Annotated in this window: 16 protein-coding genes; 2 read left to right on the top strand and 14 right to left on the bottom strand. The window is 35.5% G+C overall.

The genetic code is table 11. From position 1 onward, the window contains the following. The 10 genes from GF867_RS13045 to GF867_RS13000 all read right to left on the bottom strand — a co-directional run. On the bottom strand, window positions 1–1,311 hold a 1,311-nt coding region (locus GF867_RS13045; RefSeq protein WP_172974038.1), incomplete at its 3' end, for an ISL3 family transposase. 171 nt (window positions 1,312–1,482) lie between these two features. Beyond that, a complete protein-coding gene (locus tag GF867_RS13040) occupies window positions 1,483–2,061 on the bottom strand; it encodes a xanthine phosphoribosyltransferase (protein ID WP_153833530.1) in 579 nt (192 codons plus the stop codon). Window positions 2,062–2,205: 144 nt separating this feature from the next. Next, window positions 2,206–2,580, bottom strand: a complete 375-nt coding sequence (locus GF867_RS13035; RefSeq protein ID WP_153833529.1) for a RidA family protein — start codon at window positions 2,578–2,580, stop codon at window positions 2,206–2,208. Between the two features lie 96 nt (window positions 2,581–2,676). Next, entirely contained in the window at window positions 2,677–3,717 is a 1,041-nt protein-coding gene (locus GF867_RS13030) for a Gfo/Idh/MocA family protein (protein WP_153833528.1), read from the bottom strand. A gap of 30 nt (window positions 3,718–3,747) precedes the next feature. Further along, complete coding sequence (locus GF867_RS13025; RefSeq protein ID WP_153833527.1) at window positions 3,748–4,716, bottom strand: sugar phosphate isomerase/epimerase family protein; 969 nt, start codon at window positions 4,714–4,716, stop codon at window positions 3,748–3,750. A 27-nt stretch (window positions 4,717–4,743) separates the two neighbouring features. Then, complete coding sequence (locus tag GF867_RS13020; protein WP_153833526.1) at window positions 4,744–5,454, bottom strand: ThuA domain-containing protein; 711 nt, start codon at window positions 5,452–5,454, stop codon at window positions 4,744–4,746. A gap of 20 nt (window positions 5,455–5,474) precedes the next feature. Further along, window positions 5,475–6,554 carry a Gfo/Idh/MocA family protein gene (locus GF867_RS13015; RefSeq protein ID WP_153833525.1) on the bottom strand — a complete coding sequence of 360 codons (1,080 nt, stop codon included), beginning with the start codon at window positions 6,552–6,554 and terminating at the stop codon, window positions 5,475–5,477. Between the two features lie 536 nt (window positions 6,555–7,090). Next, window positions 7,091–7,960 carry an AraC family transcriptional regulator gene (locus GF867_RS13010; protein WP_153833524.1) on the bottom strand — a complete coding sequence of 290 codons (870 nt, stop codon included), beginning with the start codon at window positions 7,958–7,960 and terminating at the stop codon, window positions 7,091–7,093. Between the two features lie 46 nt (window positions 7,961–8,006). Then, entirely contained in the window at window positions 8,007–10,358 is a 2,352-nt protein-coding gene (locus GF867_RS13005) for a DNA internalization-related competence protein ComEC/Rec2 (protein ID WP_153833523.1), read from the bottom strand. Beyond that, on the bottom strand, window positions 10,359–11,018 hold the full coding sequence (locus GF867_RS13000; RefSeq protein ID WP_172974037.1) for a helix-hairpin-helix domain-containing protein: 660 nt from the start codon (window positions 11,016–11,018) through the stop codon (window positions 10,359–10,361). A gap of 357 nt (window positions 11,019–11,375) precedes the next feature. On the opposite strand from GF867_RS13000, the gene GF867_RS12995 reads away from it, so the two are divergent. Together GF867_RS12995 and GF867_RS12990 are read left to right on the top strand one after the other, a co-directional pair. After that, window positions 11,376–12,914, top strand: coding sequence for an ABC-F family ATP-binding cassette domain-containing protein (locus tag GF867_RS12995; RefSeq protein WP_153833521.1), 1,539 nt, complete (start codon window positions 11,376–11,378; stop codon window positions 12,912–12,914). A 548-nt stretch (window positions 12,915–13,462) separates the two neighbouring features. Further along, window positions 13,463–14,845 carry a L,D-transpeptidase family protein gene (locus GF867_RS12990; protein WP_153833520.1) on the top strand — a complete coding sequence of 461 codons (1,383 nt, stop codon included), beginning with the start codon at window positions 13,463–13,465 and terminating at the stop codon, window positions 14,843–14,845. Window positions 14,846–15,203: 358 nt separating this feature from the next. On the opposite strand, the gene coaD is transcribed toward GF867_RS12990, so the two are convergent. The 4 genes from coaD to GF867_RS12970 are packed head-to-tail and all read right to left on the bottom strand — an operon-like array spanning window position 15,204 to window position 18,182. Next, window positions 15,204–15,698 carry a pantetheine-phosphate adenylyltransferase gene (coaD, locus tag GF867_RS12985; RefSeq protein WP_153833519.1) on the bottom strand — a complete coding sequence of 165 codons (495 nt, stop codon included), beginning with the start codon at window positions 15,696–15,698 and terminating at the stop codon, window positions 15,204–15,206. Next, on the bottom strand, window positions 15,688–16,260 hold the full coding sequence (gene rsmD / locus GF867_RS12980) for a 16S rRNA (guanine(966)-N(2))-methyltransferase RsmD (RefSeq protein ID WP_153833518.1): 573 nt from the start codon (window positions 16,258–16,260) through the stop codon (window positions 15,688–15,690). The genes coaD and rsmD overlap by 11 nt, the downstream gene beginning before the upstream one ends. Window positions 16,261–16,281: 21 nt before the next feature. Beyond that, a complete protein-coding gene (locus tag GF867_RS12975) occupies window positions 16,282–16,809 on the bottom strand; it encodes a YlbG family protein (protein ID WP_311453716.1) in 528 nt (175 codons plus the stop codon). A gap of 8 nt (window positions 16,810–16,817) precedes the next feature. After that, window positions 16,818–18,182 carry an FtsW/RodA/SpoVE family cell cycle protein gene (locus tag GF867_RS12970; RefSeq protein ID WP_153833517.1) on the bottom strand — a complete coding sequence of 455 codons (1,365 nt, stop codon included), beginning with the start codon at window positions 18,180–18,182 and terminating at the stop codon, window positions 16,818–16,820. Between the last annotated feature and the right edge of the window lie 520 nt (window positions 18,183–18,702).

Genomic DNA, 18,702 nt, shown 5'->3' with positions numbered 1-18,702 from the left:
ACGATCTGAAAAGTATAAGGGGCGAATCGGTTTGTTAGATCTAGCGAGTAACTTTTGACTTAGAAAGACACGCGCACGTAAATGTTCAAAGTTTCGATAACCAAAACCACTTCGCTTGATTGTTTTAATTTTGTTGTTCATGCCTTCAACGACGCCATTTGATAAGGTATAGGTTAAACTATTCTCAATGGCTTCACGATAATGAAAGAGTGTCGTAAAAGCCGTTCTGACATGTCTCGAGACAGTATAGTGACGCGTGTTATGTAAATCTTCTTCAAATAGTGTGACATTATTCATGATGATATCGGTTTTTAAATCATTAATCAACTCGTATTCTATGCGGAACTTTGGATCAATCGATAAGAGGTATTCAACCATACTCTTTTGGGTCACGAGTCCTTCAAATAAACGATGACTATGATAGCGTTCAAAGTCTAATTCTTCGCGATGTTTTAACAGTAGCTTCCATAAACGCTTCAGTTTCGTGTAATCTGTGGGGCGTGTATAGCGAATACGATTCATTAATTGAATACGCGATTGATTCAATGCACGATTTAATAATTGAATGAGATGGAAACGATCAATGATGATCTCCGCATTCGGAAAGAGACGTTGAAAGAACTGATAATAAGGTTTATACATGTCGATCGTAACCGTCTTAACGGACAAGCGTGCTTCGCGTGGATAGCGCATAAAGTAATCCCTCAATTCTGTTTGAACACGCTCCGGAATAATATCGACTAATCGATGGTTGTGGACATCCATAATAATTGCACTCATTTGATTTCTAACAGAACGAAACTCATCGATACCAATATGCTCAGGCAATGTATGTTTGGATGGATTTAGAGCTTTCACTGCTTTCTTTAATTGAGTGCTCACGGGTGTCGGCGAAATATTTAAACGTTTCGCAATCAAGGTCATGGATTGAATTTCGGCTAATTCAAGGGTAATCATTTGTTTGAGCGTATTCGAAATAAAACAGCGTTCATCTACTAAAGGGGTGGTCGCCATAAAGGTTGTCTGACAATGTTTGCATTGAAAGCGTTGCTTCTTTAACATTAATAGAACAGGTTGCAGACCTAACGTGGTCAACTTAATCCGACTGGTTTTGTAACCAAATTTAATGAGGTCATCTGATGAGCGATTGACGACCCCACAGTTTTGACAAGCAGCTGGTTGATAAGAGAGCGTCCCGAAAATAACTTTACACGTAACCTCTTTAACTAGCAGTGTGTCTACCTTATCCTCTAATACAATATTTGGGTCTTTAATTTCGAACAATTTTGCGATACTATGTATATATGCCAAGTGAATTCTCCTTTTGATGGTTGTGGTGACTATATTATAAAGGAAATCACTGGCTTTTTTTATACAAAAAATTAAAAAGAGTGTCAGTGAGGATTTCCTCACCAACACTCAAAATTTTAGAACCAATAAAAAGAGCGCTTCACGTTGTGAAGCGCTCTTTGTTAGCTTAATTTATTCATTTAAAAACGTTACTTTTCCATTCTCTAATGATTGAATGCGACAAATTGAGAAAACATCTACACCTTTTGCTTCTAAATATTGGCGACCTGGTTGAAATGACTTTTCGATACAAATCCCCACTCCAACAGTTTCTCCCCCTGCTTGTTCAACAAGATTAACTAAACCAAGCGCAGCCTGACCGTTAGCTAGAAAATCATCAATGATCAAAACTTTATCATTAGCTGATAAATATTCCTTAGAGATCAACACATTGCTTGTAACATTTTTTGTGTAACTATGCACACTTGTAACATATTTATCTTCCTTTGCAAGCGTAGATGGTTCAGCTTTCTTAGCAAACAACATTGGTACACCCAAGTGATGGGCAACCAACAAAGCCGGTGCTATTCCTGATGATTCTATTGTTAATACTTTAGTAATGCAACGATCACCAAAATATTTATAAAATTCTTTTTCAATTTCTTCAATAACAATCGGATCAATTTGATGGTTTAAAAAAGAATCCACCTTTAATACACTGTTCGGAAAAACTTGTCCGTGTTTCAATATCATTTCTCTCAAATAACTCATGCACACACTCCTAGACGCTTTAAAGTACTCCTATTATATGCTAATCATTCGTTTTTTCAATCAGGATATTTGGATTTCAATGTTATCAAATAATAATAGTTCGCTTTTATTAAAACACTGGAAATTATATTAAGTTAATTTTTGTTACTCTTTACTTGCAATCACTTCTATTTCCACTAAGCCGTTCATAGGTAAAGCTGCCACTTGGAAGGCACTTCTAGCTGGATATGGTTGCTTAAAATAACTTGCATATATTTCATTCACTCTTGAAAAATCTTGAATATCATTCAAAAAGACAGTTACTTTAGCGATATTTGCTAGAGTTAAACCTGCTTCAGCCAAAACATATTGGATATTTCGAAAAGCTTGATGTGTTTGAGCCGCTAGACCATCAACCATCATTCCGGTTTGACGATCAATGCCTAATTGTCCTGATAAAAAAACTAAATTCCCTGTATCGATTGCTTGAGAATACGGACCTACCGCTGCTGGTGCTAAGTTTGATTCGATTTTTTTCATATATTTCACTCCTCATTAATTGTCGTTTTAAATAAATTTTATCACAAAATCAAAAACAGTGTATATCCCCACTTGGGAGACATACACTGTTTTGGCTTAAACTAATACTTTTCCAGCTTCAAAAATTGTTTCAATTAATTTCATTACTCGGCGTACTTCTGAGTTTTTAACGATGGGTTCTGCATCCTTACGTACCACATTATAGAAATTACGATAGAAGGATTCATATTCAGCCTTTGGCTCTGGGAATTCCAACTGCTCAGTCGCTTCTTCAGACGGTGGTGCCATAGTTTTAGTTAGGCCAACTCCAGCTTGAATAGGTGTCGGTGCAGCAATATCTGTGCGACCAGTAGCACGAATAATTTCACCGTTCATTGCCCAATCTTTAATAGTTGCGCTTCCTTCCAATCCTTGTACATACCATCGAGGTAATGCTGTATAGTTAGTGGTTCCCACTTCTACTACTGCACGAACACCATTTTCAAATGTAATATAAGCGACAAAACCGTCGTCAACTTCATCGCCAAGTACATAACTTAAATCTGCGTAAACGTGCTTTATATCACTATCAATTAGCCATAATAATTGATCTAGTAAATGTACCCCCCAATCAAGTAACATACCTCCACCATGAGCTTCTAAATGACGCCAGTCTCCTGGTATACCATTCGCACCTTGAACACGTGATTCAATTTTGAACAATTCTCCAATAGGTTTTTCTTTAAATAAGCGACGAATAATTAAGAAGTCTGGATCCCAACGACGGTTCTGATGAACCATAAACACCTTGCCTGTTGCTTCAGCGACTGCTAGTACTTCATCGAGCTCTGCAACATTCATTGTCACAGGTTTTTCGCATACAACATGTTTGCCTGCTTCTAAAGCGGCAATCGCTAATTCTTTATGTGAATCATTAGGGGTTGCGATTAAAATTGCATCTACTGTTTCATCATTTAGCACTGCTTCGAAACTACTATATACTTGATGACCAAATGTGTCGGCAACTACTTGTCGATCACGATCGATATCGTAAACACCCACTACCTGTAATAATTCTTTTTCATTTGATATGAGTGCATCTGCGTGATATTTGCCCATACCACCGTAGCCTACTACCACAAAATTAATTAGTGACATATTTTCCTCCTAATACAAAACCTTAATTAACTAAGCCCACCACATCTCAGAGGGTTGATCGTTAATCATGATAGAACGTAAATTCGTAATTGCACGATTTAACCCCTCGTCGATTGACATGATTGGATCTTCATGTTCAATACTCAAGACGTAATCATAACCATAAATTCTTAGAGCCGATATCATATCTGACCAATCCTGTAAGCTATGCCCACAGCCAACTGATCTAAATGTCCAAGCTCTTGATTTAACATCTGAATAAGGTTGCATATCTGTTAAACCATGCATGTTAATATTATCTTGGTCTAAGTATGTATCTTTAGCATGGAAGTGATTAATGGCTCCAGCTTCCCCTAAAATCTTAATTGCAGCTACCGGATCAATTCCTTGCCACCATAAGTGAGAAGGATCAAAGTTACAACCAATTGCATCTCCAGCTCCATCACGTAATTTCAACATCGTATACGGTGTATGCGCTAAGAAACCACCATGTAATTCAATCCCTATTTTGACACCTGCTGCTGTTGCTTCGGTGTTAATATCTTTCCAATAAGGGATTAATTTTTTCTCCCATTGATACTCATAGTTGTCATTGTATTCTGTCGGCCAAGGTAATACAGGCCAATTAACCTGAGTATCCGTCGCGTTTCCTCCTGATACTCCAGAGAAGCCGTTAACAACTGGAACATTCATTAATGATGCTAATTTAATTGTTTTTCTCATCAATTCATCTGCTTCCTGTGCTACCTTTGGTAATGGTGAAATCGGATTATGATGAGCGCTCAAAGCTGAAATTTCTAAACCTTTATCAGCCAATTTCGCCAAATAATTTTGACGTGCATCACTGCTAGCCAATAATTTATCAATATCTAGGTGAGCATTCCCTGGTGAACCGCCTGTTCCGATTTCTACCATTTGTAAACCTTTGGATGAAACTACATCAATCATCTCTTCAAAACTCAAATTATTGAATAAAGGTGTAAATACGCCTAATTTCATGTTATGACCTCTTTCTTTAATAGTGAATTATTTTTCTAAACTTTCAAAATGTCCGTAGCTCGGGTAATGATTTTCTGTTGGTGTGCACCAGTGGATACCATTCTTAATAACACGTTGAACATCCTTATTATAATAACTCGGATAAGTTTCGTGACCTGGTTGGAAATAGAATATTTTTCCATTTCCTCGACGGTAAGTCATCCCACTTCTAAACACTTCTCCGCCTGGGAACCAACTTACGAAAATTAACTCGTCTGGGGCTGGTACATCAAAGTGTTCTCCATACATCTCTTCTTGTTCTAACTCGAAATATTCGCTGACACCTTCAGCAATCGGATGGCTTGGATTTACATTCCAAACACGTGTGTGTCGACCATCTTCACGCCATTTTAAATCGCATGATGTTCCCATTAATTTCTTGAAAATCTTAGAGAAATGACCTGAATGCAATACAATCAAGCCCATCCCTTGCAACACGCGATTTTGAACACGTTCAACTATGTCATCCGCCACTTCATCATGAGCCATATGTCCCCACCAGATTAGCACATCAGTTTCATTTAAGACTTCTTCCGTTAATCCATGTTCTTCTTCATCTAGAGTGGCTGTTCTGACTTCAAATTGATCCTCTCCTAAGAAACTCGCAATTTGTTCATGAATACCATTAGGATATATTGCTTGAACAGTTTCATCCGTTTTTTCATGGCGGAATTCATTCCATACTGTAACTTGTATCATCGTCTTCTCCTTTGTATGTCTTATTGACCTAAATATACTGGTTTACCTGTTTCAGCTGATTGATAGATTGCCTCTAAGATTTCAGTTACAACGAGTGCTTCTTCAGGTTTTACCACAGGATCTGTGTCATTTACAATCGCATCAATCCATGATTGAGCTTCCAGTAATTCTGGATCATAAGCAGAGCCATCAAAGAAGTCTACGCCACCTGGGTCTAAAACGATTTGTTTATCGAATAAAGTGCCATACTCTTCACCATTTATTCTTAAGCCATTATCCATATCAGCTCCAGCCTTAGAACCCATTAAAGTAGTTTTAGCTTCTTTTACATCTAACGTGTTTAATGCCCAACTTGATTCTAAGAAGATAGTTGCACCATTTTCCATTACAACAAACCCAAAAGCAGAATCTTCTACTGTGAATTTTTCTGGATCCCATGGTCCCCAAGCATTTGCTGAATTACGATTTTCGCCTAATTCACGATACGTATTACCCACAACATATTTAGGCTTATAATTATTCATCATCCATAATGTTAAGTCTAACGCATGAGTTCCAATATCAATTAATGGGCCGCCCCCTTGAGCATCTGCGTCTAGAAACACTCCCCAAGTTGGTACTGCTCGACGGCGAATCGCGTGTGCTTTAGCGAAATAAATATTACCCAAATCTCCATTAGAAACCGCTGTATGTAAAAATTGTGAGTCTTGACGGAAACGGTTTTGGTATCCAATTGTTAATTTCTTGCCTGTACGTTTTGAAACTTCAACCATTGCACGTGCTTCCTCTGCAGTTTTAGCCATCGGTTTTTCGCACATTACATGATTATCTGCTTCCATCGCTGCGATTGATAATTCTGCGTGTGTATCATTTGGTGTACATACGTGAACAATATCTAATTCAACTTCCGCTAACATTTCGCGATAATCAACATAGACTTGTGCATCTTGAGTACCAAATTGTTCCTTAGCTTCAATTGCTCTTTCGATAATCAGATCACAGAATGCGACGATTTCTACACCTTCAACTTGCGCTAATGCAGGTAAATGTTTTTTAGTTCCGATGCCACCGCACCCAATTATTCCAATTTTTAATGTCATTATTACAACTCCTTGCAAACGTTTTTCTTAACCTCATTATATCGAATGCGATTTCAATATTCTTCCTATTTCTTTTGCAAAAATTCCCGAATATTGCTCTCGGATAATAATCCTCTTGAAAACTAACTATTCAGATGACGTTTAATTATCGTAAATCTTCTAATCCCTAATCAGAAAACCCCGGACTGGTTCCAAGTCTTTTTAACTTACTTTTAACCGTTCTTGTTTGATAATACAGCGATACTTTTGTTGGAATAATGAGTTAGCTCAGCGACTTGTTTTCCAAAGCAGTACATAGGGCAATCGGCGTAGCGTGCTCTGACTTTGATCATAGCGAATTAGTCAGTGCCTAGCCGATTTAGCTGGAAAAGCATGAACGATCGTGAAGGCTTTGAAAGCGACCACTGCCTTGGAAAACAATAAGCTGAGTGCAGCATAGAGCTTGATAAATCAACATAAATCTTGTAATTCCTTATATTATAAAATAAAGCATTATCAGCTCCCTTATAGAGGAAGTGATAATGCTTCTTGATAATTTAATTTAAATTAAATGTCTTTTGATATTGTAATGGGGATTGTCCTACCGCATCTTTAAACACGTGATGGAAAGTTTTAACGCTCGAAAATCCAGCTTTTTCTGCAACTTCTGCCATCGGAATGTTCTCATTAGCTAAAATAAATTTCGCTTGATTCACACGGTATTCAGATAAAAATTTACCAAACGTTTGACCGGTATTCTTTTTAAAAAAACGTGTGAAGTAATACGGACTAAATCCGACAACTTTTGCAATATCTTCTATAGTAATAGTTTCTTGATAACTCGTCTCGATATACTCGAATACTTGATTCAATCTTTCCAACGTGTCTTTGTATTGAATAGTTGAAAAATCGTGGTTTTCGGTTAATAATGCACGTTTTGGTAGTTCCTTATAAAAGTTTCCAATCATTTGATAGAGTTTCGCCATGATTAAATAATTTGCTCCAGTAGGTCTGTCCTGATCGTAAGTATAGAGAGCTAACAGTAATTCACGTGTTTTCTCAGTCAATGTTTCCGGCCAATTTCTACTATGTGGTTCACCCGTTTCAAACAACTGCATTAATGTTTTCTCGTTTTCTCTTAAAATTGCTTCGTCAAATAATTGTAAATCAAATTGATAAACTAAGCGTTCACTATCTGGTGAAGCTAAAAAGTAATGAGATTCTCCACTTGCAAAAAAAATCATTTCCCCTTCAAGCAAGTCTACCCGCTCGTTATTTACGCCTATTCTAACACTTCCATGAACAGCATATATGATTTCAATTTCCTTATGAAAGTGGGGATAAACAACAGTCAGACCGTCATTTAATAGCGTTCTGAATTTTATAGGGTGCTTGAATTCTGGTATTTCTACATAGCGACTACTCATTGTTTTCCTCCAATATTATTCTCTTATCTGTTATATTAACACATTCTTATTCCATCTCAAGCGCAGTAGTGATGGAATAACCCCAAATTGGATTGTAAGTTATTTTGATAGCACCTACGTCATTTGTAGCCAAAGTCGGTATGTTAAAAAATTGAAGACGTTGTAATACTTCTGCGTGTGGGTGTCCATAACGATTATTTTCCCCAGCTGATATTAAAGCTAATTGAGGCCTTAATTGCTCGAGTAAAAGTTCAGATGTACTTGTGTTACTCCCATGATGTGCTACTTTAATAATATCCGCTGTTAAATTAGGATAAGCGGTTATCAAGCGTCTTTCGCCTTCAATCGATAAATCACCTAAATTGAGAAATGAAAGTGCTCCAAGTTTAATATAACAGATTAACGAAGAATCGTTTGATTGATCTTCTTGATAATAGGTTACATGTTCTTCTAAGGCTAATATAGAAAAATTTGTTGCTTCCACTTGGTAAACTTGGCCATTCTCCAATACATTCATTTTAATATTACTGTTTAGATGAGGTTTAATTTGTTTCCACAAAGAACTTTTCAAAGTATAATTATTAATAAATAAGTACTCGATGTCAATTTCTTGAGATAGAGCCAATAAATTACCTGCATGATCGATGTCTGGATGAGTTACCACAACACCTTTTAGTCGTCGAACGCCTAAAGCTTTTAAAGCAGGTAGCAATTGCGCTTGAGCAGCTGCTGTGTCTAAACTAATTCCCTCATCATTAAAATTAATGCGTCCTCCCGTATCAATCAACCAAGTATCTCGGCTAAAAGCTGGTTGGTAAAGCAATGCATCACCTTGCCCAACATCTAGCACAATTAATGTCGTATTAAAATTAAAATTCGAAGACAAAACTAGTATTAAATAAACAATTAATACACTGACATAAGCTTTTAAAAGCCGTTTTCTTTTTAAACACCATAACCAACAACTAGCACCTGCATATAACATTAACAATTGGCTAACTGAAATACTTCCGATTATCAACGTTGTCCATTTCAAGAAATCAATCGGTATTAGCTGGCTCCATATTCTGTTAAAGATCAGAGAAAGTCTTGCCAAAACTACTTCAAACGAACCGAAAACGTGACTCAGATAAATAATCAAGGTCGTCATGCACATGCTGGGCATCAATATTCTGTCGAAAATAAGGCCGAAAACTAAAACAATCACCAACTGAACCCAATTCCATTCAGCATTCGAATAGATGAGTAAAGGCCAGGAGAATATTAAACAGGTCAAAGAAAATTCTATCTGTTGCTGAAAACCCTCATCCATTTTACGTGCTGAAAAGTAAAAATGAATCACATAACTTAATAAAAAACTTAATTGAAAACCTAACATCTGACTATACAATGGATGAATGATTAACATCAAGATCCCAACAATCGCCAATGTATCTAATGAACTAAATGGTAAGTCGAAATATCGACAAAGCCTTCTTCCATAATAAGCTGCTAACGAACGAATCACGCCTGCTGGCCATTGTATCAGCCAAGCATAAAATAACAACAATACTAAAAGAAATATCTCAACAAGCTCTATCATTATTCCTATCCGCAGCAAACTATACCGCAGCCACTTACGTATATAATTCAAATGAAATCCACTAATTGCAAAATAATGGACAACTCCCAGAATCAGAAAATCCTCCCGAAGAGTTTTATAAGCCGATGAACTAATATTTAGTAATAATTTATTATGGACTGCCACCCAACTAAAATCTTCTAATACTCTAAAAGGTTTAGTAATATTAGCACGCCAAACTTGCATTTTCTCTTTCACAGTTATTGGCGCAATCTCATTGATTGAAAAGATCTCAGTAATATCCATTTCCCATACAATTTGTTGTTTCAGCAAATAGTCTTGGTAATCGAAGACTGAAAAATTTCTAGCACTATCTGGTTTACTTATTTTCCCTTTTACTTGCCAAACCGTTTGGCTATCGATTAATCTTGAATTTACTTGAAAATCTTCTGGTAGACGGTAATACACCTGAATTGGAATGCTTTCCTTTACATTTTCTGAATGAAGCAGGCGAGCTGTTCCAGTTAATTTTTCAGAATCTAAACTCACACTTAAGGGTGAGAATACAATTGTGTAATTTGTGTCTGCTTCTGTGAAAGTTAGACTAGCCACATTATCCAGATACTTCATCTGTCGCAACGTAAGAGCCAATACCAATAATGATAGAATTGTTACCCATTTCCATGTCCCATTCTTTAAATAAAGGAGTCGAATTCCAAATAAAGCCAAGCAGATGAAGCCCAACCAATGTGGACTAAATAATAACTGTAATCCCACCATTAACCATAGAAAGATAAAACTCCAATAAAATTGTTGCTGTGCTAATAGGTGTTTCATTTAGTCCACCGTGATGAACGGAGCTAGTTGATCAAAGGTTTTCTGTCCAATTCCACTTACCTCTAACAAGCCTTCAATTCCTCTAAACGATCCGTTCTCTTGCCGAAATTGCAGAATTGCACTTGCTTTCTTCGGTCCTATTCCAGGTAAGGTTTCCAACTCTGAAGCATTCGCTGTATTAATATTGACCAACTGAACTTGCTGACTTAATAAGCCAGAATCCTCTTCTACTATAGATAGAAGTTTCATGTTTTCTTCTTCCTCGGCAGCATACTCTTCATGTGTAAAGATATAAATTAACATTTGATCATTCAATAACAAAGCTTGATTTAATGATTGAGTCGCAGCATCAGGCAATAAGCCGCCTGCCATTTCAATTACATCGAATAAGCGACTGCCTAAAGGTAAAGCATAAACGCCTGGTTTAGCTACCGCTCCTTTCAAATCTACATAAATCATTTCAATTTCATGAACTTCTGGCTCTTCTATTGATTCTTTTACACCTACACCCAGCAATGAACTTTCAGATTCATCGCTTGTTACGTGCAAAGGTTCTAATAGTTGATTACTTACAGATTGAGTAGACTGAAACCACAGAAACATCGCGACTAATAGCACGAGAACAAATCCCACTATGATATTTACTTGTATTTTATTCATAATTATCCCTCCTATGTATAAATACGTAAAAATCATGAAAATGTGTGTTTGAAAATGAAATAATTTGTTTTATATCTTTTTGCTTGATATAATATAGAAAAATCACGGAAAGGTTTGGTGTCGATGTTAATTTTCTAATTAAATTTTAAACTTCAAAGTAGGCATAACTATCGTTATTTTGATAGGCTTGTTTGAAGTGGTTTAATTAGAAAATTTCTACCCTTAACTTCACAGATTTCCTAGCTCTTAGCTAAGGATTCTCTGTCTTTTGGTGTACCAATTTTTGATAAAACCGCTCAAGCAAAGTCTTGAGCGGTTTTTGTGCATTAAAATAACATTATTCAAAGGAGGTATATTATGTTACAAGTAAAGCATTTAACAATGACGCACACAAAAGATTTAAGAACGCTAATTCATGACTTAAATTTCACTCTCAACACTGGAGATAAAATGGCTATTATCGGAAATGAAGGTAATGGAAAATCCACTCTACTTAAATGGATAATGGCTGATGATAAGATTGAAGATTATATTCAAGTTGAAGGAGAGCTGGTTAATCAATTTAGTCACGTAGAATACTTACCGCAATTTCTACCCGATAAAGACAGTCGTATGTCATTAGAGGAATATTTTTTTGGAGCTGATGCTGTTGAAGCATTAGACTATGCAGAACTCTATAGCATAGCCAGCCAATTAGCTTTTGACCCTGACCGCCTGACAAGCACACAGATCTTAGCTAACCTGTCTGGTGGTGAACGCATTAAAGTACAACTGATTAAAATTTTAGCTAAACATCCAGATCTTCTATTACTCGACGAACCTTCAAATGATCTGGATTTAGATGCAATATATTGGCTAGAACATTTTATTCGCTCATCATCCCTAACAATACTATTTATTTCGCATGATGAAGCTCTTTTAAAACAAACAGCCTCTCGCATACTACACATCGAACTGTTGCGTCATAAAACGATACCCTTGACAACAGTTGCAAACCTTGATTACACAACTTATGTTCAATTACGTAATGAAAAAATAGTGACTCAAACGCAGATTGCGAACAAACAGCGTGAAGAACATGATAAAAAAATGGAAAAATATCGTCGGATCGAAAGCAGTGTTCATGATGCTCAAAATAAAATTTCACGACAAAATCCGGCTGCCGCGCGTTTATTGAAAAAGAAAATGCATGCTGTCAAATCGATGGAAAAACGTTTTGAAAAAGAAAAAGATAAATTCGAAGATATTCCAATACAAGAAGATCCAATTCTAATAAAATTTTCCGGTACAGAACCCTTGGCCAATGGGAAAACAATATTAACCTTAGATAATTATACGGTCAGTATTGATGATATTTTATTAGCTCAGTCCATCAATCTTTTAATGCGTGGTCCACAAAAAATCGGTATTGTTGGAAAAAATGGTGTTGGTAAAAGTACATTTCTGAAACAGTTATGGAACTCACTAAAGAATAGAACAGATATTAATGTAGGCTATATGCCACAAAATTATCAAAGTCAATTTGAACTCGCCTCTTCTCCTATTGATTTCCTTAGTACGACAGGTGATGCTGAAGAAACCACACAAATTATGACCTATTTAGGAAGCATGCGATTTACATCTGATGAAATGAAACATCCCATTAATGAGTTGTCTGGTGGACAACAAGCTAAATTATTTTTACTTAAAATGGACTTGAATGGTGATAATGTACTTTTGCTTGATGAACCTACAAGAAACTTCTCTCCCCTTTCACAACCAGAACTGAGAAAGAGTTTCGCTACATTTAAAGGTGCGATTATTACCATTTCGCATGATCGCCAATTTTTAAAAGAAGTCTGCGACAAAGTCTTTGAATTAACACCTAATGGATTAATTGAAACAATCATTAATTAAGCAAAAAAAATTTTCAGTAAGAAATGGCTAGACTACAAGACGAGTTTACAACATAACAATCATTGAAGAAACACATGAAATTAACGTTCCTAGGAACAGATTCCATGTGTTTCTTAGTACTTAAATATTTTTTGCCTAACTTCTTTGAAGTGCGTCTAGCCATTTTAGTTGATTAATACTGCGATACAAAGGGCAATTCATCGCCACTGATAGAATTGCTTGCTCTAGCGATGAGCGGAACATAAAGCACGGTAAATCAACCTAAAACTTATAATCTCTTATTTAAATAAACTCTTACGATTTTGAGCATTTCACTTCTACTTTGTCTATCTATAGGTGTAAAATTAAATATTGTTTAAATGTTGTGTTTAATGCGTTTTTATACAAATTCCATGTTGCAAAAACAGTTTTTTTTCGATAACATTCAAACATAAGTACTATTTTATATAAAAAGTCATTATTTCTTCACATTTATATGATAAATTATAAATTAACGTTAAGAAATTGAAGAAATTATAAATAGAATCAAAGAATAGGTGGCGAATTAGTTGAAGAAAGGTCTTATCATTACGGGCGTAACGCTGTTAGGTTTAGGTGTAGCTTATTTAACGGGTGTAGGGTACTATTCAAATCGTTTTGTAGCAAATACGACATTTGGAACCGTTGATATTAGTAATTTAACATTAGTAAAAGCTCAAGAAAAATTAGAAGCTGATTTAAATGAGCGTGAAATTGTTTTAACTGAGAATGAAGTTGAAGTTGCTCGCATTAAAGTTAGTGATTTAAATGGTGAATATAACACAGAATCTAACTTAGAGAGTGTTTATCAATCTCAAGACCCTATCGTATGGGTGACGAGTTACTTTGAAGAAGAAGCCTTCGAAGATGTATTAGCTGATCAAGTAGCTTTTAATGCTGAGAATATTAAAGAGGTACTAGCTGCAAACGGCATTACAAATGATAATCGTGAAGCTGCTGTGAATGCAACAATTGATTATTCTGATGAAGATGGTTACTTCATTGAGAGTGGCGTTAAAGGTACAGAAATTGACTATGATAAATTAGGCGCTTCAATCGTTAATACAGTTGAAGCAAATGAGAATACAATCGAATTAGAAGATGTCTATGCTGAACCTACTATTGATGGAGAAAGCGAGATTGTTACCTCAGTGATGGGTACGATTGAAGATTTTTCTGATATTCAATTAACACTACAAGTTGCTGGCAACGATATTACGATACCGCAATCAACAATTGAAAGCTGGATTTATTTCGATAGCAATAATGAATTATTAGTTGACTATGATTTAGTCTACGAATACGTTAATTCATTAAACGATGAATATGCAACTTATAACAAAACTCGTCAATTCATTAGTACTTTACAAGGTGAAGTTACAGTTCAACCAGGAATTCTTGGTTGGGGAATTGATACCGAAGCAGAAACACAAGCTATCATTGACGATCTTTACGCTGGAGTTGATGTGACACGTGAACCAGCTGTATTCAGTTCAGGTGGAAATGCAAACTCAGACGATGAAATCGGGAATACTTATATTGAAATTGATTTAACTTACCAAATGATGTATCTATATGTTGACGGAGAATTAGTTGTTGGTACTGATATTGTGTCTGGACAATTAGGAGCAGAAACAGTTCCTGGAGCTAACGCAGTCAACGAAATGTTGAGTAACACCAATTTAGTAGGTTATAACCAATTCAAAAAAGTTGAATATTCAGTTCCAGTTAGTTATTGGATTCGTTTTGATAATAATGCTCAAGGTATCCATGATGCCTCATGGCAAGGATCTTTTGGCGGAAGCGTTTGGCAATATTCTGGATCTTTAGGTTGTATTAACACTCCATACTGGGCGGTGGAAACAATCTATCATAATGTAAGTTATGGTACACCTGTTCTAGTATTCTATTAATCTGTTTTCTACACTATGATCAATTGATCATAGTGTTTTTTCATTATATAAAGGTAATAAGTTTTAGGCTGATTTACCTAGCAAAAGTGTAAAATCCTACTTAGCAAAATGTGTAAAATTGTACTTGACGGTTACACCTCACTGTCGTTCGTACTTTTTAAGCTCAATCGGCTAGGATCTGTCTACTTCGCTTTGCCCATAGTCAGAATAAGCAATTCTATTAGTAGCGATGGATTGCCCTTTGTACCGATTTGGATAATCATCAAGGTTAGTTATGTGTGTTCAACTAAAATTCACGGTAAATCATTGAGCAGAAAATAAAAAGAGAAAAGCGATTGCTTCTCTCATCCCATAATCTTTATATGCTTAATTTGTTATGCATTGCTTCAGCAACATGTTTTGGCACCATTTGTGAAATATTACCATCAAAACGAGCAATTTCTTTGATTAAAGAAGAACTTAAATGACGGTACTTTTCATCTGCAAATAAAGTGACTGTTTCCAAGTTAGGATTCTGTAAATGATTTGCAATCGCAATCCCACTTTCGTACTCAAAATCAATCGTATTTCTAACCCCACGGATCATTGCAGTAGCATTTTTTTCCGCAAAATAATTTGCTACTAAACCATCTCGTAAAATATCCACACGAACATTGTTTAAATCTTTAATCGATTCTTCTACTAGTTGCAATCTTTCATCCGCAGTAAACAAAGCTTGTTTAGATGTATTAATTGCAATTAATACGATCACTTCATCAAATAAACGACTGCTACGCGTAATTAAATCCAAGTGTCCTAAGGTCATGGGGTCAAAACTACCAGCAAAAATGCCGATTCTTGCATTATTCGTCAACTTGTTTCCTCCTGTGATATAGACGTACTAAAGTCTGTCCATAGTGTTTCTCCTTGTATAATTCCCAGCCATGCATGTCTTCTGGTAATACTGTTTGATCATCAGACTCACACATAATAATTGTATCTTCATTCAAAAAGTTTTGATCTTCTAACCAATCAATATCTGCCTCAATTGTCTGTTTATGATACGGTGGATCAATAAAAACTAAATCAAAAGTAAAAGTTGGTTGCTGGTTTCTAAATTTATTTAACGCATTTCGATTATCACCAGCAAGCACAACAAATTTTTCTTCTTCTTTTGTGATCGCAATATTTTCTTTAATAGTTTGAATAGCGGGACGATATTTCTCAGTAATTACAGCTAAATCCATTCCTCTTGATACCGCTTCTATAGCTAAAGCTCCACTACCACCATATAAATCCAATACATTTCCACCATCAAAATAACCACCTAATAAGTTAAACATACCTTCTTTTATCTTATCAGTAGTTGGACGCGTATTATTCCCTGGTACTGCTTTTAAGCGGCGGCTACCGTATTCTCCTGAAATAACTCTCATTAAATGCGCCCACTTTCTATTTTAAGCATTCTCATTACTCTTATTCCCCTGTTTTTCTTTGTTACGAGTATTCTTACGATATCTACGTGTTTTTTTTCGAGGATTTGTTGTCTTCTTCGTTTCGCTCTCAACTTCTTGTCCTGTTGTTTTCTTTGGCAAAGTAGTTACTTCCGAAACTTGAGTCGTTTCAGTATTTTGCTTGTTTTTCGATGGTAAATCTAACGATGCCGCAACGTTTGAAATAAATGCTGAATAATCTTGTTCCTCTTCTACACTATTCTTCAAATTTGGATCAATCCGGTTAGGAATCGAATCTTTGAATGTCATATCGATATCATCTCTAAAGGTATTGTCTACTTTACGAACGAAGTGATAGCGTTCTAATTGTTCTTTTGTCTGGTCAATTTGATCTGCATTCACGTATAGTACAACATATTTCAATTTCTTACTAATATAGTGAATGTGTCCATGTTTACGAATAGATTTTAAATGTTTCAACGTATATAACCAAACAATCAAACTTTGTCTTGGAATAATTTCAAAACTCACTTTTCCACCTACTTTTCCTGCTTCCGTGAATGAACTAATTTTAACCCATGGTCTCTCTTATAAAAACCGTCTTCATTCAACATAGCATCATTTAAGTTTTTTTCTGTTTCTGCTTGAATAATTATTACTTGTTTTTTCTCTTCAATAATCATTACTTGGACGACGGCAATCGCCATGATGCTTATTAACATACTTGAACCACCGTAGCTAATAAACGGTAAGGTTACCCCTGTTAGCGGTATTATCCCTGCTACGCCACCTATGTTTATAAATGACTGTATTAATAACATTGTGGCCATGCCAAAAAGGACATTTCGACGAAAATGGCTTTTAGACATTACAGCCCAACGATAAATCATAAAAATTAAACTAAACAACAAGCCAAGTATAAGCGCAATTCCAATCAAACCTGTTTCTTCGCCTATATTTGCTAAAATAAAATCGGTATGCCCAGCAGGCAAAGAGTACCTTTTAGTTTCTCCTTGACCTATTCCCAAGCCTAACCAGCCTCCGCGACTAAACGCTAAGTAACCACTGATTAATTGATAACCATCATGCTGTGGATATTTAAACGGATTCGAAAACGATCCTAGACGATTAATTTGGTAACTGTCAACTGAAACTAACCAATCAGATGCTAGTCGACTAAATATGTTTACACCAATCACTGCAATAAACGCACCGCTATACATCGCTAAGTTAATTTTGAAACTTAAATTTTGTTGAACCATCATAATAAAAAGTGTTCCTACTATTAAAATAACCATTCCTAAGTCCGGTTGAAATAATATTAGAATTATAGATGCTGATAGTAATAAAATCGAATACTTACTTGTTTTATCTGAAAACTCTTCATATGCAAGAATAACTTCTCTCTGCTGATTTTCTAGCAATCTTGCAAGGACAAGCACTGATAGGAGTTTAACTAATTCACTTGGTTGAAAACTCGCAAACCCTAAACTAAACCAACTTTGTGCTCCTCCACCAATTACACCTCTAAAAATTAACAGGAATAAAAATCCAATTAAGACCGTCATAACACTATTTAAGAAAATAATATTCCGATACATTTTATAATTTACGGAAATCATGACAATAATACCAACAAATCCTACGATTACTGCGAAAAATTGCGTCATCATATAACCAAATGGATCAGGCGCTGATATACCGTCCTCCGATAAATACATAGTTGAACTAAAAACCATTATTAAACTAATGATAATGAGAATTGTCATTATAATTAATATTGGATAATCCAATAGCTGAAGTTTTCTTTTTAAACGTTCTATATAAGGCAACTTTTCATGACTTTTCTCTTCGTTATTATCGAAATTTTTTGTTGAGTTCATCTCGCGACGATAATTATCCATCTTTGCCCCCTAACTGTTTCATAGAAATTATTATAGCATAAAAAGGCCATTTTGTTTTTGCCATCACACTTTTTACAAATAATGCATAGTCTTTTATTCTATTAGCTTTTTAATAAATTGTCGATTACATGTATTTCTTAATTATAATAATATAAACCCAAACAACCTCGGTATTTACCCGAGGACTGTTTAGGTTTAATCAACTGCTTTGCATTGGTATTATATCATGATTTTTAGTTTACCTAATAGACTTAGCATATCATTGTAATTTACCATAGAAATACAAAGAAGATTAGACTGAGCTTAGCCGATTGAGCTAGAAAAGTACGAATTTTGAAAGATACCACCGCCTTGGAAAACAATTAACTGAGTGAGGTACAAAGCTTGGTAAAATGGTTCTTTGTCAAATAGTGTTGGTGAATATTTAAGGCGATAGATTTAGTTCTATCGTCTTTTTTTGATGTAAGTATATTAGTCATCTGTTGGATTAGAGTATATTCGTCTATAGAGCCGCTTCGTC

Origin of the sequence: Fundicoccus ignavus, assembly GCF_009659375.1 — a bacterium.
In the GTDB taxonomy this organism is placed as follows: Bacteria; Bacillota; Bacilli; order Lactobacillales; family Aerococcaceae; genus Fundicoccus; species Fundicoccus ignavus.
Note: the sequence above shows the minus strand (reverse complement) of the source record. Positions and strands in the feature narration are given on the sequence as shown.